This window comes from Cellulomonas sp. P1_C4, assembly GCF_056406355.1.
In genome coordinates, this window is the sequence record NZ_JBFUAI010000030.1 from 1 (window position 1) to 21,778 (window position 21,778).

Annotated in this window: 21 protein-coding genes and 1 tRNA gene; 3 read left to right on the forward strand and 19 right to left on the reverse strand. The window is 72.4% G+C overall.

Annotated features, from left to right (window positions below; translation table 11 throughout):
* Positions 1-1,315 (forward strand): DUF349 domain-containing protein (locus AC1DYZ_RS18970; RefSeq protein ID WP_477066665.1); only part of this gene is annotated, 1,315 nt, incomplete at its 5' end.
* 112 nt (positions 1,316-1,427) lie between these two features.
* The gene (locus AC1DYZ_RS18975) at positions 1,428-2,003 is read left to right on the forward strand and encodes a hypothetical protein (RefSeq protein ID WP_477066666.1); all 576 of its coding nucleotides are present in this window, start codon (positions 1,428-1,430) and stop codon (positions 2,001-2,003) included.
* Here AC1DYZ_RS18975 and AC1DYZ_RS18980 read toward each other — a convergent pair.
* The 10 genes from AC1DYZ_RS18980 to pdxT all read right to left on the reverse strand — a co-directional run bounded on the left by AC1DYZ_RS18980 (position 1,990) and on the right by pdxT (position 12,486).
* Positions 1,990-4,314: a RelA/SpoT family protein gene (locus AC1DYZ_RS18980; RefSeq protein ID WP_477066667.1), complete on the reverse strand. Its 2,325-nt coding sequence runs from the start codon at positions 4,312-4,314 to the stop codon at positions 1,990-1,992. The genes AC1DYZ_RS18975 and AC1DYZ_RS18980 overlap by 14 nt on opposite strands.
* 82 nt (positions 4,315-4,396) lie before the next feature.
* Complete coding sequence (locus AC1DYZ_RS18985) at positions 4,397-4,975, reverse strand: adenine phosphoribosyltransferase (protein WP_477066668.1); 579 nt, start codon at positions 4,973-4,975, stop codon at positions 4,397-4,399.
* Positions 4,972-6,066 carry a protein translocase subunit SecF gene (secF, locus tag AC1DYZ_RS18990; protein WP_477066669.1) on the reverse strand — a complete coding sequence of 365 codons (1,095 nt, stop codon included), beginning with the start codon at positions 6,064-6,066 and terminating at the stop codon, positions 4,972-4,974. The genes AC1DYZ_RS18985 and secF overlap by 4 nt, the downstream gene beginning before the upstream one ends.
* Positions 6,066-7,976: a protein translocase subunit SecD gene (secD, locus tag AC1DYZ_RS18995; protein ID WP_477066670.1), complete on the reverse strand. Its 1,911-nt coding sequence runs from the start codon at positions 7,974-7,976 to the stop codon at positions 6,066-6,068. The genes secF and secD overlap by 1 nt, the downstream gene beginning before the upstream one ends.
* An 85-nt stretch (positions 7,977-8,061) precedes the next feature.
* On the reverse strand, positions 8,062-8,499 hold the full coding sequence (yajC, locus tag AC1DYZ_RS19000) for a preprotein translocase subunit YajC (RefSeq protein ID WP_477066671.1): 438 nt from the start codon (positions 8,497-8,499) through the stop codon (positions 8,062-8,064).
* 114 nt (positions 8,500-8,613) lie between these two features.
* Positions 8,614-9,672: a Holliday junction branch migration DNA helicase RuvB gene (gene ruvB / locus AC1DYZ_RS19005; RefSeq protein WP_477066672.1), complete on the reverse strand. Its 1,059-nt coding sequence runs from the start codon at positions 9,670-9,672 to the stop codon at positions 8,614-8,616.
* Positions 9,665-10,276 carry a Holliday junction branch migration protein RuvA gene (gene ruvA / locus AC1DYZ_RS19010; RefSeq protein WP_477066673.1) on the reverse strand — a complete coding sequence of 204 codons (612 nt, stop codon included), beginning with the start codon at positions 10,274-10,276 and terminating at the stop codon, positions 9,665-9,667. Before ruvA ends, ruvB begins: the two co-directional genes overlap by 8 nt.
* An 81-nt stretch (positions 10,277-10,357) precedes the next feature.
* Positions 10,358-10,924, reverse strand: coding sequence for a crossover junction endodeoxyribonuclease RuvC (ruvC, locus tag AC1DYZ_RS19015; protein ID WP_477066674.1), 567 nt, complete (start codon positions 10,922-10,924; stop codon positions 10,358-10,360).
* Positions 10,925-11,072: 148 nt separating this feature from the next.
* Positions 11,073-11,828, reverse strand: a complete 756-nt coding sequence (locus AC1DYZ_RS19020; RefSeq protein WP_456825740.1) for a YebC/PmpR family DNA-binding transcriptional regulator — start codon at positions 11,826-11,828, stop codon at positions 11,073-11,075.
* Positions 11,829-11,886: 58 nt separating this feature from the next.
* Positions 11,887-12,486, reverse strand: a complete 600-nt coding sequence (pdxT, locus tag AC1DYZ_RS19025; protein ID WP_477066675.1) for a pyridoxal 5'-phosphate synthase glutaminase subunit PdxT — start codon at positions 12,484-12,486, stop codon at positions 11,887-11,889.
* Positions 12,487-12,658: 172 nt separating this feature from the next.
* Between pdxT and kynU the strand changes: the two genes are divergently transcribed.
* Positions 12,659-13,891: a kynureninase gene (kynU, locus tag AC1DYZ_RS19030; protein ID WP_477066676.1), complete on the forward strand. Its 1,233-nt coding sequence runs from the start codon at positions 12,659-12,661 to the stop codon at positions 13,889-13,891.
* Position 13,892: 1 nt separating this feature from the next.
* On the opposite strand, the gene AC1DYZ_RS19035 is transcribed toward kynU, so the two are convergent.
* The 9 genes from AC1DYZ_RS19035 to AC1DYZ_RS19075 form a co-directional block, all read right to left on the reverse strand.
* Entirely contained in the window at positions 13,893-14,522 is a 630-nt protein-coding gene (locus tag AC1DYZ_RS19035) for an NUDIX hydrolase (RefSeq protein WP_477066677.1), read from the reverse strand.
* On the reverse strand, positions 14,519-15,442 hold the full coding sequence (gene pdxS, locus AC1DYZ_RS19040) for a pyridoxal 5'-phosphate synthase lyase subunit PdxS (protein WP_370503673.1): 924 nt from the start codon (positions 15,440-15,442) through the stop codon (positions 14,519-14,521). The genes AC1DYZ_RS19035 and pdxS overlap by 4 nt, the downstream gene beginning before the upstream one ends.
* 107 nt (positions 15,443-15,549) lie before the next feature.
* Entirely contained in the window at positions 15,550-16,206 is a 657-nt protein-coding gene (locus tag AC1DYZ_RS19045) for a hypothetical protein (RefSeq protein ID WP_477066678.1), read from the reverse strand.
* On the reverse strand, positions 16,203-17,429 hold the full coding sequence (locus AC1DYZ_RS19050) for a glycosyltransferase family 4 protein (protein WP_477066679.1): 1,227 nt from the start codon (positions 17,427-17,429) through the stop codon (positions 16,203-16,205). The genes AC1DYZ_RS19045 and AC1DYZ_RS19050 overlap by 4 nt, the downstream gene beginning before the upstream one ends.
* Positions 17,426-18,379 carry a phosphatidylinositol mannoside acyltransferase gene (locus AC1DYZ_RS19055; protein WP_477066680.1) on the reverse strand — a complete coding sequence of 318 codons (954 nt, stop codon included), beginning with the start codon at positions 18,377-18,379 and terminating at the stop codon, positions 17,426-17,428. The genes AC1DYZ_RS19050 and AC1DYZ_RS19055 overlap by 4 nt, the downstream gene beginning before the upstream one ends.
* Entirely contained in the window at positions 18,376-18,987 is a 612-nt protein-coding gene (gene pgsA, locus AC1DYZ_RS19060) for a phosphatidylinositol phosphate synthase (RefSeq protein WP_477066681.1), read from the reverse strand. The genes AC1DYZ_RS19055 and pgsA overlap by 4 nt, the downstream gene beginning before the upstream one ends.
* A gap of 7 nt (positions 18,988-18,994) precedes the next feature.
* Positions 18,995-19,546, reverse strand: coding sequence for an HIT family protein (locus AC1DYZ_RS19065; protein WP_477066682.1), 552 nt, complete (start codon positions 19,544-19,546; stop codon positions 18,995-18,997).
* Positions 19,547-19,548: 2 nt separating this feature from the next.
* Positions 19,549-21,561: a threonine--tRNA ligase gene (thrS, locus tag AC1DYZ_RS19070; protein WP_477066683.1), complete on the reverse strand. Its 2,013-nt coding sequence runs from the start codon at positions 21,559-21,561 to the stop codon at positions 19,549-19,551.
* A 132-nt stretch (positions 21,562-21,693) separates the two neighbouring features.
* Positions 21,694-21,766, reverse strand: a tRNA-Val gene (locus AC1DYZ_RS19075).
* Positions 21,767-21,778 lie beyond the last annotated feature (12 nt).

Below are 21,778 nucleotides of genomic sequence, written 5' to 3' on the forward strand. Positions count from 1 at the left end.
CGCCACGGTGGCCGCCACGCCGGCCGCACCCGTCGCACCGCCGCAGGACGCCGCCGAGGCGGCCCACGCCGCCACCTTCGGGAGCGTCGACGACGAGGGTAACGTCTCGGTCCGTGAGGCCGCAGGCGAGCGCGTGGTCGGCCAGTACCCCGGCGCGACGCAGGAGGAGGCGCTCGCGCTCTACGTGCGACGCTTCCTCGACCTGCAGGCGAAGGTCACGCTCTTCGAGGCCCGGCTGGGCGCCACCGACCTCTCCGTCAAGGAGATTGACCAGACGCTCGCGCGGCTCACCGAGGAGGTCGCCGAACCGGCGGCGGTCGGCGACCTCGACGGGCTCCGCGCTCGCCTCGAGGCGCTGCAGGCGACCGCGGCCGAGCGCCGCGCCGCCGCCGAGGTCGAGCGTGCGGCGGCCCGCGAGGCGGCGGTCGCGGCGCGGACCCAGATCGTCGAGCAGGCCGAGAAGATCGCGGCGACGGACCCGTCCCGCATCCAATGGCGCCCCGCCGGCGAGCAGCTGCGCACCCTGCTGGACCAGTGGAAGGAGGCGCAGCGCTCGGGTCCGCGCCTCGACCGACCCACGGAGGAGTCGCTCTGGAAGCGGTTCAGCCACGCCCGCACCACGTTCGACCGCGAGCGTCGCCACTTCTTCGCCGAGCTCGAGACGCGCAACGCCTCGGCGAAGAGCGTCAAGGAGAGCCTCGTCGCGGAGGCGGAGCGCCTGCAGTCCAGCACGGACTGGGGCGCCACCGCAGGGGTCTTCCGCGACCTCATGGCGCAGTGGAAGGCCGCCGGACGCGCCAGCCGGGCCGACGACGACGCCCTGTGGGCGCGGTTCCGCGCCGCGCAGGACGCGTTCTTCGCGGCCCGCGACGCGCAGTCGGCGCAGACGGACGAGGAGTTCCGGGCGAACCTCGAGGTCAAGGAGGCCCTGCTGGTCGAGGCCGAGGCGCTCGTCCCGGTCACGGACCTGGCAGCGGCCAAGGCGGCGCTGCACAAGATCCAGGACCGCTGGGAGGCGGCCGGCAAGGTGCCTCGCGGCGACGTCCAGCGCGTCGAGGGACGCCTGCGGGCGGTGGAGACCGCCGTGCGGGACACCGACCAGGCCCAGTGGCGTCGCAGCAACCCMGAGACGCGTGCGCGCGCCGAGGGTGCCGCCGCCCAGCTCGAGCAGGCGATCGCGGGGCTCGAGGCCGACCTCGACCGCGCCAAGGCGGCGGGCGACACGCGCCGGATCGCCGACGCCCAGGCCGCGCTCGACGCGCGCCGCGCGTGGCTCGAGCAGGTGCAGCGCGCCGCGCAGGACGCCCGCGGCTGACCGGCTCCGCCCGGCTCGTGCAGGCCCTCGCCCTTCGGGGCGGGGGCCTGCGTCGTCCACAGATCGGCGCGACGCCGTCCCCGCGCACCGCAGCGCCGTCCATGCTGACCGGATGAGCACCGGTCTGGACGCCTATCGCGCCACCACGCCGGTCCTCCCCCGGACCGTGAGCCGAGACGACGTCGGCGCGGCCGCGTGGTTCGGCCTGCTGCGCGACGGGGTGGTGCGCATCGTCTGGGGCGAGGTCGCCATCGCGGCCGACCTCGTCGACACCCCGGAGCTGCGTGCCCTCGCGGTGGCTCCCCTGGTACCGGCGCGCGGCGTGCTCGGCCGCCGGACCGCCACGTGGGTGCACACCGGGTGCTTCCCGCCGGACCGCGTCGAGGTGATCGTCCGCGCCGGCGGCCGCCGGACAGACCCGCACCCGGCAAGGATCGCCGCCGAGGCCGTGCTCGCGCCGCTCGACGTGGTGCGGGTCGGCGGGCTGCGGGCGACGTCGGTCCAGCGCACCGGGATCGACATCGCCCGGATGCTCCCGGCCGACGACGCGCTGCCGTTGCTCCGCGCGCTGCAGGGCGTCGGGCTGGACCCCGAGCGGGCGCGCGAGGACCTCGCGAGCCTGCGGGGGTACCGCGGGATCCGTCAGGCCGACACGACCCTGCGATCGCTGGAGCTCAGGCGCGGATAGCCGGTTCCTCGGCGGCCTTGGAGCCCGTGATCCGGTAGACGTCGAACACGCCCTCCACCTTGCGGACGGCCGCGAGCACGGACGCGAGGTGGTTCGGCTCGGCCATCTCGAACACGAACCGCGACAACGCGACGCGGTCCCGGGACGTGGAGACCGACGCCGAGAGGATGTTGACGTGCGAGTCGGACAGCACGCGCGTGACATCGGACAGCAAGCGGCTGCGGTCCAGCGCCTCGACCTGGATCTGGACGAGGAACAGCGAGGTGCTGTTGTGGCTCCAGGAGACGTCCACCATGCGCTCGGGCTCCGAGCGCAGGCTCTGCACGTTGATGCAGTCGCTGCGGTGCACGCTCACGCCGGCGCCGCGGGTCACGAAGCCCACGATGTCGTCGCCCGGCACCGGGGTGCAGCACTTCGCCAGCTTCACCCAGATGTCGTCGACGCCCTTGACCACGACGCCCGGGTCGCCCGTGCGCACGCGGCGGTGGGTTTGACCGGGGCGCGCGACCTCGGCGAGGTCCTCCTCGGCCGCCGGCTCGCCGCCCATCGACTGCACGAGCCGCTGCACGACCGTCGCCGCGGAGACCTGGCCCTCGCCGATCGCGGCGTACAGCGCGGAGACGTCGGCGTACCGCATCTCGTTGGCCAGGGCCACCAGCGACTCGTGGGACAGCAGGCGCTGGATCGGCAGGTTCTGCTTGCGCATCGCCTTGGCGATGGAGTCCTTGCCGTGCTCGATCGCCTCTTCGCGGCGCTCCTTGGAGAACCACTGGCGGATCTTGTTCCGGGCGCGCGGGCTCTTGACGAAGCCGAGCCAGTCGCGGGACGGGCCGGCCGTCTCGGACTTGGACGTGAAGACGTCGACCACGTCGCCGTTCTCCAGCGACGAGTCGAGCGGCACGAGCCGCCCGTTGACGCGGGCGCCCATGGTCCGGTGCCCGACCTCGGTGTGCACCGCGTACGCGAAGTCGACCGGGGTCGACCCCGACGGCAGCCCGATCACGTCGCCCTTCGGCGTGAAAACGTAGACCTCGGAGCCAGCGATCTCGAACCGCAGCGAGTCCAGGAACTCGCTCGGGTCGGCCGTCTCCTTCTGCCAGTCGACCAGCTGCCGGAGCCACTGCATGTCGTTGCCGGCGGTGTCCGGGTCGGCCGAGTTGCCGTTCTTCGCGCTCTCCTTGTACTTCCAGTGCGCGGCGACGCCGTATTCCGCCCGTCGGTGCATGTCGTGCGTGCGGATCTGAATCTCGACGGGCTTGCCGCCAGGGCCGATCACGGTGGTGTGCAGCGACTGGTAGAGGTTGAACTTGGGCATCGCGATGTAGTCCTTGAACCGGCCCGGCACCGGGTTCCACCGCGCGTGCAGCGCACCCAGCGCCGCGTAGCAGTCCCGCACCGAGTCGACCAGGACGCGCACCCCGACGAGGTCGTAGATGTCCGCGAAGTCGCGGCCGCGCACGATCATCTTCTGGTAGATCGAGTAGTAGTGCTTCGGCCGGCCGGTCACGGTCGCCCGGATCTTGGCCTTGCCGAGGTCGGTGCCGACCTGCTCGCGCACGGTCGCCAGGTACTCCTCGCGCGCCGGCGCGCGCTCGGCCACCAGGTGCACGATCTCGTCGTAGACCTTGGGGTAGAGCGTCGCGAACGAGAGGTCCTCGAGCTCCCACTTGATCGTGTTCATGCCGAGCCGGTGGGCCAGCGGCGCGTAGATCTCGAGCGTCTCGCGGGCCTTCTTCTCGGCCGACGCCGCGGCGACGAACTTCCAGGTCCGGGCGTTGTGCAGCCGGTCCGCCAGCTTGATCACCAGGACGCGGATGTCGCGGGACATGGCGACGACCATCTTGCGCACGGTCTCGGCCTGGGCCGCGTCGCCGTAGGTGACCTTGTCCAGCTTGGTGACGCCGTCGACGAGCATCGCGATCTCGGGGCCGAACTCACGGCGCAGCTGGTCGAGGGAGTAGTCGGTGTCCTCGACCGTGTCGTGCAGGAGGGCCGCCGCCAGGGTGGACGGCGTCATGCCCAGCTCGGCGAGGATCGTCGCGACCGCGACCGGGTGCGTGATGTACGGGTCGCCGCTCTTGCGCAGCTGGCCGCGGTGCGCCTTCTCGGCGACCACGTACGCCTGCTCGACCACGGCCAGGTCGGCCTTGGGGTGGTTGGTGCGCGCGGCCTGGAGCACCGGCTCGATCGCCGGGAACGCGGCCCCGCTGCGCGCGCCGAACCTGCCCAGGCGCGAACGCATGCGGCTCGACGGTGAGTCGCTCTGCGTCGCCGGGACACCGGTCTCGGGCGTGCGGACGTCCTCGCTCATCACACCCCCTCCCTCGGTCGAGGCGACAGTCTACGACCGCGCGGGCAGTGGGACGGTCACAGCGCCGTCGCAGCGACCCTGGTCAGGGCACCGCGACGAGGACGTCGATCGCGTGGCCCGCCAGCTGGTCCCGGCCTCGGAGCGCCTCGAGCTCGACGAGGAAGGACAGCCCGACGACCTCGGCACCGCAGCGCTGGAGCAGTGCGACCGTGGCCGCCGCCGTGCCGCCGGTGGCCAGCACGTCGTCGATCACGAGCACGCGGGCGCCCGCGGGGACGGTGTCCGGGTGGATCTCGATCGTCGCCGTCCCGTACTCGAGCTCGTACGACTGCGCCGCCGTCGGGCCGGGGAGCTTGCCCGCCTTGCGCACGGGAAGAACCCCCGCGCCGAGCGCGACCGCCACGGGAGCCGCGAGCAGGAACCCCCGGGCCTCCATGCCGGCCACGAGGTCGACGGGTCCGTCGACGCGGCCGGCGATCTCAGAGATCACGTCGGCGAAGGCCGCGGCGTCGGCGAGCAGCGGCGTGATGTCGCGGAAGAGCACCCCGGGCTGCGGGTAGTCGGGCACCAGGCGCACCAGCTGGTCGATGCGGCGGAGCACGTCCGCACGCGCGGCGGGGACCCCCGTGGGAGTCCCCGCCGCGCCGAGAGGATCGGTCATCGCTTGCGCTTGGGCTGCGCGGCGACGCCCTGGTGCGAGCCCGGCTTGAGGGCGCCCACCGTCACGTGCACGGGTCCGGCGTCCTGGGGCTCCGCCTCGCCACCGGCCACGCGTGCGGCCCGCGCAGCCAGGACCTTGCGCGTGTGGTCGCGGAGCGCGGGCTCGCGGTTGCGCAGCACGACCTCGAACGGCGTCGCGAGGAAGATCGATGAGAACGTGCCGATCAGCATGCCGACGAAGAGCGCCAGCGCGATGTCGCGCAGCGTCCCCGGCCCGAGGACGAACGTGCCGACGAACAGGATGGCGCTCACGGGCAGCAGCGCGACCACCGAGGTGTTGATCGACCGCACGAGCGTCTGGTTGATCGCCAGGTTGGCCTTCTCGGCGTACGTGAACCGCGACTGGTCCAGCGTGTCGGCGGTGTTCTCGCGCACCTTGTCGAACACCACGACGGTGTCGTAGATCGAGTACCCGAGGATCGTCAGGAAGCCGATGACCGTCGCCGGCGTGACCTCCCAGCCCACCGCCGCGTACACGCCCACCGTGATGATGAGGTCGTGGAAGAGCGCGATCAGCGCGGCCACGGCCATCCGCCAGTTGCGGAAGTAGATCGTCATCACGATCGTCACGAAGACGAGGAACACCAAGATGCCGGTGATGGCCTTCTGCGAGATGTCCTTGCCCCACGACGGCCCGATGAACGAGCTGGTGACGTTGGTGCCCTCCGGCACGTCGAAGGCCGTCGCGAGCGACGCCTTGACCTTCTCGACCTGGTCGTTGGTCAGCGTCGAGGTCTGGATACGCAGCCCGTCGGCGCCGATCGTGGTGACCTTCGGCTGCTCGTCCGGCGCGATCACCAGGACGGTGTCGATCGCGAGCTGCTGGCTGTCGTCGGCGACGCCGGACACGACGAACTCGGACCCGCCCCGGAACTCGATGCCGGGGTTGAGGCCGGGCTTCACGAGGAAGATCGCCGACAGGATCACGAGGATGGTCGAGATCGTGAACCAGATCTTGCGCCGACCGACGATGTCGTACGACCGCCGGCCCGTGTACAGGTCGTTGCCCCACTGGGCGAATCCGGCGGCCATCAGTGCTCGTTCCCCTCGGTGCGCCCGGACTCGGGCTCGGACTCGGTGGCCGGTGCGTCGGCGGGAGCGTCGACCGCGGCGGCCTTCTGCTCCGCCGCCTTCGCCGCGGCACGCCGCTCGGCGATCGTCTGCCCGCCCGCGCCGCMGCCGACGGCGACCGGCACGCGAGGCGTGGGCTCGGCGTCGACCGGTGCGTCCTCGACGCCCGCATCCGTGACCGCTGCATCCTCGGAGGTCCGGGGACCCGTGACGACGCGGCCGCGGCCGACGTAGCGCGAGCCCTCGACACCGAGGCGCCGCGGGTCGAGGCCGGACAGCCGGTGACCCTGACCGAAGAACTTGGTGCGCGCGAGCAGCTGCATCACCGGGTGCGTGAACATAAAGACCACCAGCACGTCGATGAGCGTGGTGAGCCCGAGGGTGAACGCGAAACCGCGCACCCCACCGACGGCGAGCAGGTAGAGCACGATCGCCGCGAGGAAGTTCACGGCGTCGGACGCCAGGATGGTGCGTCGCGCACGCTCCCAGCCTCGGTCGACGGCCGCGACCAGCGTGCGGCCCTCGCGCAGCTCGTCACGGATGCGCTCGAAGTACACGATGAACGAGTCCGCGGTGATACCGATCGCCACGATGAGTCCCGCGACACCGGGCAGCGAGAGCCGGAAGCCCTGCGTCCAGGAGAGCAGCGTGATCACGCCGTAGACGAGGATGCCCGCGACCACGAGCGACGAGACCGTGACCAGGCCCAGCGCGCGGTACTGGAGCATCGAGTAGAGGACGACGAGCGCCAGGCCGATGAGACCGGCGATGAGGCCCTTCTGCAGCTGCTCGGACCCGAGCGTCGCGGAGATCTGCTCCTCGCTCTGCACCTCGAACGTCAGCGGCAGCGAACCGAAGTTCAGCTGGTTGGCCAGGCTCGCCGCGCTCTCACGCGTGAACGTGCCGGAGATCTCGGCCTTGCCGTCGGCGATGATGACGCCGGAGGCGAGGCTGGGGGCCGAGATGACGAGGCCGTCCAGGACCATCGCGAACTGGTTCTGGGGCGGCGTCGAGGCCAGGCCCTGCAGGCGGGTGGTGACGTCGGTGAACTGCGTCGTTCCCTCGTTGTCGAACACGATGTTGACGACCCACTCGTTGCCCTGACCGCCGCTGGGCAGCTGGTTCAGGCCCGAGCTCGCCGTGGAGATCCGCGCGCCGGCGATCTCGATCGGACCAAGGATGTACTTCGCGCTGCCGTCCTGGCTGCACGTGACGAAGGCCTTGTCCGGGTCCCCGTTGACCCCGCCGGTCAGGTTGTCGGGGTCGGTGCAGTCGAGGGCGTCGAACTCCGCCTGGACCGCCGGGGTGATGTAGTACGCCGCATCGCTCGGGCTGTCGGGCGCTGCCTTGGTGGGCACATCCGACGGCGCCTCGGCCGACGCGCTCGGCGTCGGCGTGGGCTCCGCCGCCGCCCCGTCGGTACCTGCCGCCGAGGCGGTCGGCGTCGGCGTCGCGGTCGACGTGTCGGTGGGCGTCGGGTTCCCGATGGCGAGCACCGGCCGGAACGACATGACGGCCGACGTCCGGACGAGCTTGAGCGTCTCTTCGCTCGGGTGGCCCGGCAGCGCGACGACGATGTTGCCGCCGCTCTGGCTGGTGATCTCGGCCTCGGCCACGCCCGACGAGTCGACGCGCTGACGGATGACGTCGATCGCCTGCGCGGTCGTCTCCGAGGTGATCTTCTCCCCGTTCTCCGCAACCGGGGTGAGGATGATCTGCGTGCCACCCTCGAGGTCGAGCGCGAGGTTCGGGGTCCACGACGCGGTGGACCACTTGACGCCTGCGGCGATCGCGCCGAAGAGCGCAAGGATGATGACGCCGAGCACGACGAGCGTGCGGACAGGCCTCTGGCGGCGTGTAGGAGGAGCCAACGGAGTTCTTCTCTCGTGCGCGCACCGAACCGCGAAGGCAGCCGGTGGGGTCAAGGTCCGGGCGTCGTCACCCGGACCAAACGGTCTACTTGGTGTCCGGGTCCCCGTCCTTGCGGGCGGGCGGCAGCGAGGACAGGTCGTCCGGGACGTCGATCACGTCGTCGTCCGCGCGGCTGATGCGGTCGGCACCGGGCACGGCAACGTCGTCCACCTGGTCGTCGACGTCGGTGTCGTCGTCGACGTCGTCGATCTCCTCGACGTCGTCGATGACGGGGTCGATCTTCTTGGCGATCGCGGCGCGGATCCAGCGCGTCTGGGTGCCCGGCCCCGACTCCAGCGTGATGACGTCGTCCTCGACCGCCACGACGGTGCCCAGCAGACCCGACGCCGTCATGACCTCGTCACCGGCGGCGAGGTTGTTGCGGAACTCCGAAGCCGAGCGCTGCTGCTTGCGCGTGCGGTTCGACATGAGCCACAGGGCGCCGAGGGCGACGGCGAGGATGACGAGGAAGGAAGGATCCACGGCTGAAAGGCTCCGATCGGGGTGGTGTGTCCGCCGCAGTCTAGGCGCAGCAGCTCGCCGCTCCAACGCACGGAGCCCGATGAGGGTTCCGAGATCTGCGCAGTGAGGACCGGCTCAGCCGAACAGTGTGCCCGATCCGTGAGGCATCTCGAGACCGAGGTGCGCCCAGGCCGCCGGGAGCGCCACCCGACCGCGTGCCGTCCGCCCGATCAGACCCTCCCGCACCAGGAACGGCTCCGCCACGGTCTCCACGGTCTCCGCCTCCTCGGCGACGGCGACGGCGAGCGTGGTGAGGCCCACCGGCCCGCCCCCGAACCGGGTGCACAGCGCGGTGAGGACCGCACGGTCCAACCGGTCGAGGCCCAGCTGGTCGACCTCGTACACCTCGAGCGCCGCGCGCGCCGCCGTCAGGCTGAGGGTGCCGTCACCGCGCACCTCGGCCCAGTCGCGCACGCGCCGGAGCAGCCGGTTCGCGATGCGCGGCGTGCCCCGCGAGCGGGACGCGATCTCCGCGGCGGCGGTGTGGTCGAGCGGCACGCCGAGCAGCCCGGCGGAGCGGACGAGCACCTGCTCGAGCTCGTCGGCGGAGTAGAAGTCGAGGTGCGCCGTGAACCCGAACCGGTCGCGCAGCGGTGCGGGCAGCAGACCCGCGCGGGTGGTGGCGCCCACCACGGTGAACGGCGGCAGGGTCAGCGGGATCGCGCTGGCCCCCGCTCCCTTGCCGACGATCACGTCGACCCGGAAGTCCTCCATCGCCATGTAGAGGAGCTCCTCGGCGGGCCGCGCGATCCGGTGGATCTCGTCCAGGAACAGCACCTCGCCGTCCTCCAGCGAGGACAGGACGGCCGCGAGGTCGCCCGCGTGCTGGATGGCCGGTCCGCTGGTGACCCGCAGCGACGCCCCCATCTCGGCCGCGATGATCATGGCGAGCGTCGTCTTGCCCAGCCCGGGCGGGCCCGAGAGCAGCACGTGGTCGGGTGCGCGGCCGCGTCCGCGCGCGGCGTCGAGCACGAGCGAGAGCTGGTCGCGCACGACGCGCTGCCCGACGAACTCGTCGAGCTTGCGGKGTCGCAGCGCGGCCTCGGCCGCTCGTTCGAGGTCGTCGGCACCGGACCGGACCAGCGACTCCGCGGCGAACCGCTCGGTCACCAGCTCCTCACGCTCGTCAGCCACGTCCACCACCGAGCGTCCGCAACGCCGCCCGCAGGACGCCCGCGACCTCGTCGGCGGCCACCGGCCCCTCGGTGCCCTCGAGCACAGTCGACACGGCGTCGCCCGCCGCCCGGGCGTTCCAGCCGAGGCCGACGAGCGCCTCCACCACCTGGTCGCGACGGTCGCCGCCGAACACGGCGGCGGCGGGCGTCGACACGGTGGAGGGGGCGCCGATCCGGTCCTTCAGCTCGAGGACGATGCGCTGCGCGCCCTTGAGCCCGATGCCGGGCACGCGCTGGAGCGCCTTGACGTCCTCGTCGACCACCGCGCGGCGCAGCCCGTCGGGGGTGTGCACGGCCAGCATGGCCAGCGCCAGCCGAGGCCCGACCCCGCTCACGGTCTGCACGATCTCGAAGATCTCGCGCTCGTCGGTGTCGGCGAACCCGAACAGGGTCAGCGCGTCCTCGCGGACGAGCAGCGACGTCGCCAGCTGCGCGGTCGACCCGACGCGCAGGCCCGCGAGCGTCGCGGGAGTCGCGTGCACGAGCAGGCCCACTCCCCCGACCTCGACCACCGCCGCATCGAGCCGGACCGCCTGCACCGTGCCGTGGACCGACGCGATCACCGGTCACCCTCCTTGCGTCGAGAACTAGAGCTGACGGACACTCTGGCACACGAAAGCGAACAGGTGTACGAAGACACGCGGTCAGCCGCGACGACGCGCCGCCTGCTCAGCGGTGGCCCACGCGCGCTGCGCGGCGGTGAGCGAGCCGGGCGCGCGCTGGGGCGTGCCGAGCGCGCCGGCGGGTCGCCAGAGGTGGCACACGGCCAGGGCGAGCGCGTCGGCGGCGTCGGCAGGCCGGGGCAGGTCGTCGAGCCGCAGGAGCCGCTGCACCATCGTCTGCACCTGGGCCTTGTCGGCCCGCCCATTGCCGGTGACGGCGGCCTTGACCTCGCTGGGCGTGTGCAGCGCGACGGGGATCCGGCGCCGCGCGGCGGCGACCATCGCGATGCCGGCCACCTGCGCCGTGCCCATCACCGTGCGCAGGTTGTGCTGCGCGAACACGCGCTCCACGGCGACGGCGTCGGGCGCGTGCTCCTCGAGCCACTCCTCGATCTGGCGCTCGATCGAGAGCAGGCGCTGGTCCACGTCCCACAGCGCGTCGGACGTCGCCACGCCGACGGCGACCATGGCCAGGCCGCGGGACGGCAGCCCGTCGACGACGCCGAGGCCGCACCTGGTCAGGCCGGGGTCGACTCCGAGGACGCGCACGCCGTCATGGTCGCAGCCGACCGGGGGTCAACCCGGGAGGCCACGCCCGGGACGACGGAGGGGCCCGACCGCAGTGCGGCCGGCCCCTCCGATCGAATGCTCAGTCATCTCGTTTCGCGGTCGGACCGGGCCTGCGCCTCGCTACGGCTTAGTCCTCCTCGAGCTCCGCCATGACCTCGTCGGAGGCGTCGAAGTTCGCGTAGACGTTCTGCACGTCGTCGGAGTCCTCGAGGGCGTCGATGAGGCGCAGGATCTTGCGCGCGCCCTCGGCGTCGACCTCGATCTGCGTGGCGGGCCAGAACACGACGTCCGCGGAGTCGTACTCGATGCCGGCGTTCTGCAGAGCCGTGCGCACGGGCACCAGGTCCGTCGCCTCGGAGAGCACCTCGAAGGCCTCACCGAGGTCGTTGACCTCCTCGCCACCGGCGTCGAGCACGGCCTCCACGACGGCGTCCTCGTCGGTGCCCTCCTTGGGCACGATGACGACGCCCTTGCGCGAGAAGAGGTAGGAGACCGAGCCCGGGTCGGCCATCTGGCCACCGTTGCGCGTGAACGCGACACGCACGTCCGACGCGGCGCGGTTGCGGTTGTCGGTGAGGCACTCGACCAGCACGGCGACCCCGCCCGAGCCGTAGCCCTCGTACATGATCGTCGTGTAGTCGGCGCCGCCGGCCTCCTGGCCGGACCCGCGCTTGACCGCACGGTTGATGTTGTCGATCGGGACCGAGTTCTTCTTGGCCTTCTGGACCGCGTCGAAGAGCGTCGGGTTGCCCGCGAGGTCACCGCCGCCGGTGCGCGCGGCGACCTCGATGTTCTTGATGAGCTTCGCGAAGAGCTTGCTCCGCTTGGCGTCGACCACGGCCTTCTTGTGCTTGGTGGTGGCCCACTTGGAGTGACCCGACATCGCTTCGCTACCCCTTCGTCTCCCGCGTGCTCCTGCGGCCGGCTACGACGCCGACCCCTCAGAGGGTGTCGCGGACGATCTCTACGAACAGTTGGTGCACCCGGGTGTCCCCGGTGACCTCCGGATGGAAGGAGGTCACGAGCAACGGCCCCTGGCGCACCGCGACGATCCTACCGGCGGCGGGGCCGGACTCCACCCGGGCCAGCACCGTGGCGGCCGGTCCGACCTCCTCGACCCACGGCGCCCGGATGAACACGGCATGCACCGGGCCGTCGACGCCGTCGATCGCCAGGTCGGTCTCGAACGACTCGACCTGCCGGCCGAACGCGTTGCGCCGCACGGTGACGTCGACGCCGCCGAGCGTCTGCTGGCCCTCGATCCCGCCGATCACGCGGTCGGCCAGCAGGATCATCCCGGCGCACGAGCCGTAGGCGGGCATCCCGCCGCGCAGGCGCTCCTGAAGGGGCCCGAACAGGTCGAACGCCCGCAGGAGCTTGTCGATGGTGGTCGACTCGCCACCGGGGATCACCAGGGCGTCGACGCCGTCGAGCTCGCGCTGCCGACGCACCGGCACGGCCTGCGCTCCCACGGACGTGAGGGCGCGCACGTGCTCGCGCACGTCTCCCTGCAGGGCGAGGACTCCGACGGTCACGGTCACGACGGGCGAGTCTAGGCGCCGTGCGAACGTGGCCCACGCCCCGCCCGAGCGTCGGAACCTGCCGCCCTTGGTGCCAGGGGTGCGGACGGGGTCGGGGGGGCGCCACATCGGCAACACGCGCACCAAGCGCGGCAGGGTCGGACGCGGCGCGGGCGTCGTAGGCTCGCGGACCGTGACCTTCGACGAGCTCGACGCCCAGGCCGCCGCCCTCGACACCACCTACGCGGCGACAGACCTGCGCGACCGCTTCCTGCTCCCGCCCGGCGTCGTCTACCTCGACGGCAACTCCCTCGGGGCGCTGCCGGTGGGCGTGCCGGAGGCGGTCGAGCGGGCGGTGCGGGAGCAGTGGGGCCACGACCTCATCGCGTCGTGGAACACCCAAGGCTGGTGGGAAGCGCCGGTCCGGGTGGGCGACGCGATCGGGCGGCTGGTCGGCGCCGCACCCGGCCAGGTCGTGGTCGGCGACTCCACGAGCGTGCGCCTGCACCAGTCGCTGCACGCCGCCGCCGCGCTGCGCCCGGGTCGCTCCGTCGTGCTCACAGAGCCCGGCTCGTTCCCCACCGACCTGTACGTCATCGCCGGTGTCGCGGACCAGGTCGGGTGGCACGTCGAGCACACCGCGCCGGCCGACATCCCCAGCCGGCTCGGCCCGGACGTCGCGGTCGTCGTCCTGTCCCACGTGGACTACCGGACCGGCGACCTGCTCGACCTGCCCCGCATCACGGCAGCGGCTCACGACGCCGGCGCGCTCGTGCTCTGGGACCTCTGCCACTCCGCGGGAGCCGTGCCGGTCGGGCTCGACGAGCACGAGGTCGACCTGGCCGTCGGCTGCGGCTACAAGTACCTCAACGGCGGCCCGGGCGCCCCGGCGTTCGGCTACGTCGCGGCGCGACACCAGGACGCGTTCGTCAACGTGCTGCCCGGCTGGCACGGGCACGCGCAGCCGTTCGCGATGGCCGACGAGTACGAGGGCGCCCTGGGCATCTCCCGGGCCCGGATCGGCACCCCGCCGCTGCTGTCACTGCTCGCGCTGGAGGCCGCCCTGCACGCGTTCGACGACGTCGCCATCGAGGCCGTCCGCGCCCGGTCCTCGTCGCTCACGCGGTTCCTGCGCGACGCGATCACCGCCGTGCTGCCGGACGCCGAGTTCGCCTCGCCCGAGGACGACGACCGACGCGGCTCCCAGGTCGCCCTGCGGCACCCCGACGCGTACGGCATCGTCCAGGCGCTGGCCGCGCGCGGCGTCGTCGGCGACTTCCGCATGCCCGACATCGTCCGCCTGGGCGTCGCCGCGCCGTACCTCACCCACGCGGACCTCGTCACCGCCGTGCGCGCGCTGCGGGCCGCGCTGGACCGCGGGGAGCACCTCGACCCTGCCTGGGCGACGCGGAACGCCGTCACCTGACCTACTCGCGCGCGAGGCCCAGGTGCCGCGTCACGCCGTCCCAGGCGGGCAGCAGGCCGCGCACGAGCTCGACCAGCGACTCGGGGAACACCTCGATCTCGACCCGGTCCAGGTCGTCCAGCGACCACCACCGCAGCTCGTCGATGACGTCGTGCTCCAGCTCGGTCCAGCCGGCGCGGTCGACGGCCTCGAACGACGCCGCGGGCACGCGCGCCAGGTAGAGGATCTCGTCCTGCCGGCAGTGCTCGAGGAAGAAGTCGAAGATGGCCGAGCGCGTGAACACCGGCCCCACCAGCTGTGCGGCGTCGAGCTGGATGCCCGTCTCTTCACGCACCTCGCGCAACGCGGCCGACGAGGCATCCTCGCCGTCGTCGATGCCGCCGCCCACCGTGAACCACCAGCTGCGCTCGGGCTGGTCGACGTCGTGCCCGCGGATCAGCAGCACGCGATCGTCCTCGTCGAGCAGGATCACCCGCGCGGCCTCGCGGAACAGCAGCCCGTCGTCGCCGCGGCGCCACTCGGGCCCCAGACCGTGCACCGGTCCCCCGCCGTCGGCACCCGACCGGGGGGAGACGGCGGAGGCCGCGGACTGGTCGTCCGCGGCCTCCACCACTGCGTCGTCCTGTGTCACCAGCCGCGCTCGGCCAGGCGGTGGGGCTCCGGGACGTCCTCGACGTTGATGCCGACCATGGCCTCGCCGAGGCCGCGCGACACCTTCGCGATGACGTCCGGGTCGTCGAAGAACGTGGTCGCCTTGACGATCGCGGCGGCGCGCTCGGCCGGGTTGCCCGACTTGAAGATGCCGGAGCCGACGAACACGCCCTCGGCGCCGAGCTGCATCATCATCGCGGCGTCGGCCGGGGTGGCGATGCCGCCCGCGGTGAACAGCACGACGGGCAGCTTGCCCAGCTGGGCGACCTCCTTGACCAGGTCGTACGGCGCCTGCAGCTCCTTGGCGGCGACGAACAGCTCGTCCTCCGGCAGCGAGGTCAGGCGGCGGATCTGGTCGCGCAGCGTGCGCATGTGGGTGGTCGCGTTCGAGACGTCGCCCGTGCCGGCCTCACCCTTGGAGCGGATCATGGCCGCGCCCTCGGTGATGCGGCGCAGGGCCTCGCCCAGGTTGGTGGCGCCGCAGACGAAGGGAACCGTGAAGCCCCACTTGTCGATGTGGTGCGCGTAGTCCGCCGGCGTGAGCACCTCGGACTCGTCGATGTAGTCGACGCCCAGCGACTGCAGCACCTGCGCCTCGACGAAGTGGCCGATGCGGGCCTTGGCCATGACGGGGATGGAGACGGCCTCGATGATGCCGTCGATGAGGTCGGGGTCGCTCATGCGCGCGACGCCGCCCTGGGCGCGGATGTCGGCGGGGACCCGCTCGAGGGCCATCACGGCGACGGCTCCGGCGTCCTCGGCGATCTTCGCCTGGTCGGCGGTGACGACGTCCATGATGACGCCGCCCTTGAGCATCTCGGCCATCCCCCGCTTCACGCGGGCGGTGCCGATGACGCCGGCGTGCGTCGCGGTGGTGGGCTGGCTGTTCTCGCTGGTCACGTCGAGCCTCACAGATCGTGGTGCGGTCGGGGTACGGCCGCCACGTGGGAGGACGGCGGCCTGATCGGGCAATCGTAGTCCGTCGACGACGGGCTCCCGGGCGCGTCTCAGCGGGGCGGAGGGGTCTCCACGGGACCACTGCGCGCACCGGGCCGACCCAGGTTCTCGGGCCAGGCGTCGTCGAGCTCCAGGCTCTGCGGCTCGGGTGCGTGACCCGCCAGACGGAGCATCCGCACGAGCGGCCCTCGACGCGCGCGGCGGGTCTGCACGACGGCCTCGTTGAAGAACCGGCGGGCCAGCTGCACCCGGTACCAGGACGACGCGAGGAGGTCGACCAGCTCGTCGCCGGCGGGGTCGGCTCGCAGGGCGGCGACCTCGTCCGGGTCGTCGAGGGCTTCCCGCAGCGTGGCCGACAGCTCGCTCTCGATCCCCCCGCGGTCCACGGCCAGCAGCGCCGCGCCACCGGGGGGCACGTCGTCGGGACCGACCAGCGCCAGGAGGTCGGCGGGCAGCTCGTTCGTGCTCGTCGACAGGGCCGCCCACGCGGCCTCGCCCACCAGCACCGAGCTCACGGGGTCGAGCAGCCCGGACGTGGCCAGCTCGGCCGCGACGGTCGCCCGCCGGACCAGCTGCGCGTCGAGCACCGCGCGGGACGAGTTGACCTTGCGGTGCAGCCGGTCCAGCCGGGAAGCGGCGACCCACACCCACCACAGCGCGAGCGCGACGACGATCGTCGCGTAGACGGTGATCTCGGACCACCTCATCGGGACTCACCCCGCCCGCGGCGCAGCTCGAGCAGGCGCGCACCCCGCACGGAGGAGGGGTCCTCCCCGACGGGCGCGTGCCGCCCGGCCACGACCATCTCGTACACCGCGAGCACCTGGTCCGTGACGGTCGCCCAGTCGTACTGGCGGACGACGTCGAGGGCGTGGGCCGAGACCCGGGCGCGCAGCTCGGGGTCCCTCAGCACMCGCACGAGCGTCTGCGCGAGGTCCGCGCTGTCGCCGGTGCGGAACAGGACGCCGGCCTCGCCGTCGTCGAGGACGCGCGAGAACGCCCCGAGGTCGCTCGCGACCACCGTCGCGCCCGCGCTCATCGCCTCGACGAGCACGATCCCGAAGCTCTCGCCCCCGGTCTGCGGGCCGCAGTACACGTCGACCGACGCCAGCAGCCCGGCCTTCTCGTCGTCGGAGATCCCACCGAGGAACTCGACGGCAGCGGCCGCGTCCTCACCCAGGAGCTCGCGGACCTCGTCGGGACCCGTGTCCCCGCGGCCGGCCACGAGGAATCGCGCGCCCGGGATCTCGGCCAGGACGCGCGGCACGGCCTCGAGCAGCACGGGCAGGCCCTTGCGCGCCTCGTCCAGCCGCCCGAGGAAGGCGATCGTGGGCCGCTCAGGCGTCCCGGTCCAGCGCGGGTCGGGTTGCGCCGCCGCGAAGTCGTCGACGTAGACGCCGTTGGGGATCACGACCGCGTCACCGCCCATGTGCTCGACGAGCGTGCGCCGGGCGTCTTCGGACACGGCTATCCGGGCCGAGATCTTCTCCAGGGACTGCCGCACCAGCGGGTACGCCATCTGGAGGGGCCGCGACCGGATGAGGGCCGTGTGGAACGTCGCGACGATGGGCCCGTCGGCGATCCACAGCGCGAGCATTCCCAGGCTCGGCGTGACCGGCTCGTGCAGGTGCAGGACGTCGAACTCCCCCGCGGCGAGCCACCGGCGCACCCGGTTGGCGGTCACCGGCCCGAACGTCATGCGCGCCACGGCCCCGTTGTAGCGGACCGGGATCGCCCGACCGGCGGCCGTCATGTACGGCGGGATCGGCGTGTCGTCGTCGGCAGGGACCAGGACCGACACCTCATGCCCCCGGGCGATGAGCGCCTCGGCCAGGTCGCGGACGTGGAACTGCACGCCGCCGGGGACGTCGTACGAGTACGGGCAGACGATGCCGACCCGCAGGGTGCGCTCGAGGCGCCGCGGGCTCATCCCCCACCCGCGATCGTCGCGGCGTAGCGCGCCGGGTCCAGGTCCTCGACGAACACCTTCTGCAGCATGTGCCAGTCCTGCGGCCGCTGGCGGACGCCTGCGGCGAACTCGTCGACCCAGGCCTGCGTCATCGCCCGCACCTGGTCGGCTCGCGGCACGCCGGCCGGGATCTCGATGGCCTTGTTGAACTGGATCACGATCCCCCACGGCGAGCCGGCGGCACGCCGCTGGGCACCCCGCAGGCGTTCGTAGTAGATGACCGTGGTCACCAGCGGGGCGCCGGTCGAGATCGAGAGGGCGGCCGGACCGGCGGCGACGCGGGCACGGTGCCCGAAGAGGTCGACCTCGACCCCCTTCGCGGTGAGGTCGCGGTCGGCGAGGAGCGGCAGGAGCCCAGCGCCGGCGCGCGCGGCGCGCACGAGCCCACGAAAGACGTCGCCGTCGCCGGTCAGCGCGAAGATCGTGATCCCGATGCTGTTCCGGAAGGCGACGAACTCCTGGAAGAGCTCCTCGGGCTCGAGCCGCTCCGCCACCGTGGTCACCGGCGCGACCGCGCGGGCCGCCCAGGCCCCGGCGAGGTCCCAGTTGCCGGTGTGCCCGAGCGCGAGCACGACCGCCTGGTCCCGGTCGGTGTGGACGCGGAGGTTCTCGGTTCCGACGGCCCGCACGCGGGCGTCGACCCGGTCCAGCGGCATCGTGGCCAGGGCGAACGCCTCACAGAAGTACCGCATGTACGAGCGCATCCCGGCGCGGCTGAGCCGTCGCAACGCCCGCGCGTCGAGCTCGGGGCGCACGCGCTGCAGGTTGCGCTCGAGCTGACGCACACCGCCGCTGCGCCGGAGCCACGCGATGTCGGCCGCGGCGTCGCCGGCCGTCCGCAGCGCGGAGCCGGGCAGCCTGCCGGCCACCTTCCACGCGACCGAGTAAGCCCGCGCGACGTCCACCTTCACTCGGTCACCCGCATGGCCTGAGCGTGGACCTTGCTCATCCGCTGCACGATCGTGACCGCCGACGCCAGGGCGAGCAGGGCGAGCACGACCGTGAGCACGACGGTCGGCGCACCGACGCCGACGGCGAAGGTGGCGACGAGCACCAGCGCGAGCCGGTCCGCGCGCTCGGCGATGCCGCCCGACGCGGTCATGCCGAGGCCCTCCGCGCGGGCGCGGGCGTAGGGCACGATCGAGCCGAGCACCAGGCAGGCGAGCGCGAGCACAGCGGAGAGGCGGTCGTCGCCGCCAGCGGTGAACCAGAGCACGAGCCCCGCGAAGATCGCGCCGTCGCCGAACCGGTCCAGGGTCGAGTCGAGGAACGCGCCCCACGGACCGGACCGCCCGGCCTGGCGTGCCATCACCCCGTCGAGCGAGTCGGTGAGCACGAACACCGCGATCACCAGCGTGCCCAGCAGCAGGTGACCGGTGGGGAAGGCCCAGAGCGCGGTGACGACCACGACGAGCGTGCCGGCGACGGTCACCGCGTCCGGCGAGACCCCGGCGCGCAGCAGCGCCCTGGCGATGGGCGTGAAGAAGCGCGTCATGGCACCGCGCAGTCCGTTCAGCACGTGCCGATCATCCCTTCGCCGGGGCGGGCCAGGCTGCTGCGAGGCGCGCCCGCGTGTCGCCCAGGAGCTCGGGCAGCGCCCGGCTGCGCGCGATGATCGGCAGGAAGTTCGAGTCCCCGCCCCACCGCGGCACCACGTGCTGGTGCAGGTGGGCCGCGATGCCCGCGCCGGCCACGTCACCCTGGTTGATGCCCAGGTTGAAGCCCTGGGGCGCGGACACCTGACGCACCACGCGCATCGCCGTCCGCGTGAGCTCGGCGACCTCGGCCACCTCGGGCTCGGTCAGGTCCGTGTAGTCGGCGACGTGCCGGTACGGGCAGACCAGAAGGTGCCCCGAGTTGTACGGGTAGAGGTTGAGCACCACGTAGGCGACCTCGCCGCGCGCGACGACGAGGCCGTCCTCGTCGCTCAGCGTCGGGATCCGGCAGAACGGGCAGCCGTCGCCCGCCTCGCGGTCGGCGGGCTTGTCCTGCCCGCCGATGTACGCCATGCGGTGCGGCGTCCAGAGTCGCTCGAAGCCGTCCGGCACCCCGGCGAAGTGATCGGCAGGTTCGCTCACGCTCAGACCTGCACGCGGTCGCGCACCGCCGAGACGATCCGCTCGATCGCCTCCGAGACCGGCACGCCGTTGTCCTGGCGCCCGTCGCGGTAGCGGAACGAGACGGCACCGGCCTCGGCGTCCTCGCCACCGGCGATGAGCACGAACGGGATCTTCTGCGTGCTCGCGTTGCGGATCTTCTTGCCGAAGCGGTCGTCGGACCGGTCCACCTCCGCGCGGATGCCCTGCGCCCGCAGCTGCCCGACGACGTCGTCGAGGTATCCCTCGAACGGCTCGGCCACGGGCACCGCGAGCACCTGCACGGGCGCGAGCCACGCGGGGAACGCGCCGCCGTAGTGCTCGGTCAGCACGGCGAAGAACCGCTCGACCGATCCGAACAGCGCGCGGTGGATCATCACCGGGCGCTGACGGCTGCCGTCGGACGCGGTGTACTCGAGCTCGAACCGCTCGGGCAGGTTGAAGTCGAGCTGGATGGTCGACATCTGCCAGGTGCGACCGAGCGCGTCCTTGACCTGCACCGAGATCTTCGGGCCGTAGAACGCGGCACCGCCCGGGTCGGGCACCAGGTCGAGTCCGGAGGCCTCGGCGACCTGCCGCAGGGTCTCCGTCGCCTCGTCCCACACCTCGTCGGACCCGACGAACTTGTCGGGGTTCTTGGTGGAGAGCTCGAGGTAGTAGTCGTCGAGGCCGTAGTCCTTGAGCAGGTCCAGGACGAACTTCAGCGTCGTGGTGAGCTCGTCCGCCATCTGCTCGCGGGTGCAGTAGATGTGGGCGTCGTCCTGGGTGAACCCGCGCGCGCGGGTCATGCCGTGCACGACGCCGGACTTCTCGTACCGGTACACGGTGCCGAACTCGAACAGCCGCAGCGGCAGCTCCCGGTAGGAGCGTCCGCGCGCCGCGAAGATCAGGTTGTGCATCGGGCAGTTCATCGGCTTGAGGTAGTACTGCTGCCCCGCCTTGCGCACGTGCCCCTCGGCGTCGCGCTCCTCGTCGAGGGTCATCGGGGGGTACATGCCGTCGGCGTACCAGTCGAGGTGCCCCGAGATCTCGTACAGCTTGCCCTTGGTGATGTGCGGGGTGTTGACGAACTCGTACCCGCCCTGGATGTGCCGCAGCCGGCTGTAGTGCTCCATCTCCATGCGGACGACGCCGCCCTTGGGGTGGAACACGGCCAGGCCCGAGCCGATCTCGTCCGGGAAGGAGAAGAGGTCGAGCTCGGTCCCGAGCCGCCGGTGGTCGCGACGCTCGGCCTCGGCGATCCGCTCGAGGTAGGCGCGCAGCTCGTCCTTGGTCGGCCACGCGGTGCCGTACACGCGCTGCAGCTGCGGGTTCTTCTCGGACCCGCGCCAGTACGCCGCCGCCGACCGGGTCAGCTGGAAGCCGTTGCCCAGCAGGCGGGTGCTCGGGATGTGCGGACCGCGGCACAGGTCCTGCCAGACGACCTGCTCGCTCTCGCGGCCGGCTCCACGCACGTTCTGGTAGATGCTCAGCCCGCCGAGGCCCACCTCGACCGACGCGCCGTCGGCCGCCGTCGGGTCGCCCTTGAGGCCGATGAGCTCGAGCTTGTACGGCTCGTCGCGCAGCTCCTTGCGAGCCTCCTCCTCGGTGACGTCCCACCGACGGAAGGTCTGGCCCTCCTTGACGATGCGGCCCATGACCTTCTCGATCGCCTTGAGGTCCTCCGGGGTGAACGGGGTGTCGACGTCGAAGTCGTAGTAGAAGCCGTCGGTGATCGGCGGGCCGATGCCCAGCCGCGCGGACGGGTTGACCTCCTGCACGGCCTGCGCCAGCACGTGCGCCGCCGAGTGCCGCAGCACGGCCAGGCCGTCGGGCTCCTCGAGGGTCACGGCCTCGACGACCGCGCCGTCGGCCAGCGGCAGGTGCAGGTCGCGCAGCTCGCCGTCCACGCGGGCGACGACGACGTCTCGCCGGGAGGAGTACAGGTCGGTACCCGTCGTCCCCGGCTCCACCGTGGTCGCGATCCCGTCGACGGTGAGGGTGATGAGCTCGGGCACCGGTACAGCCTCCTTCGTGGCCGCTCGCCCTGGCGGCGAGCCCCTCGATGCTACCGGCGGGCCTACCGCTCGCCGGACCTGAAATGAACGGCAAGAGGGGCCGGCCCACTGGGCCGACCCCTCCTGTTCGAGTGGGCGATACCGGACTCGAACCGATGACCTCCTCGGTGTGAACGAGGCGCTCTACCAACTGAGCCAATCGCCCGTCGTCCGCCGG

Bases quoted from the DNA above. Each gene is read 5' to 3' on its own strand.
- AC1DYZ_RS18975 (WP_477066666.1), top strand. From the start codon at position 1,428: ATGAGCACCGGTCTGGACGCCTATCGCGCCACCACGCCGGTCCTCCCC.
- AC1DYZ_RS18980 (WP_477066667.1), bottom strand. From the start codon at position 4,314: ATGAGCGAGGACGTCCGCACGCCCGAGACCGGTGTCCCGGCGACGCAG.
- AC1DYZ_RS18985 (WP_477066668.1), bottom strand. From the start codon at position 4,975: ATGACCGATCCTCTCGGCGCGGCGGGGACTCCCACGGGGGTCCCCGCC.
- secF (WP_477066669.1), bottom strand. From the start codon at position 6,066: ATGGCCGCCGGATTCGCCCAGTGGGGCAACGACCTGTACACGGGCCGG.
- AC1DYZ_RS19020 (WP_456825740.1), bottom strand. From the start codon at position 11,828: ATGTCGGGTCACTCCAAGTGGGCCACCACCAAGCACAAGAAGGCCGTG.
- AC1DYZ_RS19045 (WP_477066678.1), bottom strand. From the start codon at position 16,206: ATGAGGTGGTCCGAGATCACCGTCTACGCGACGATCGTCGTCGCGCTC.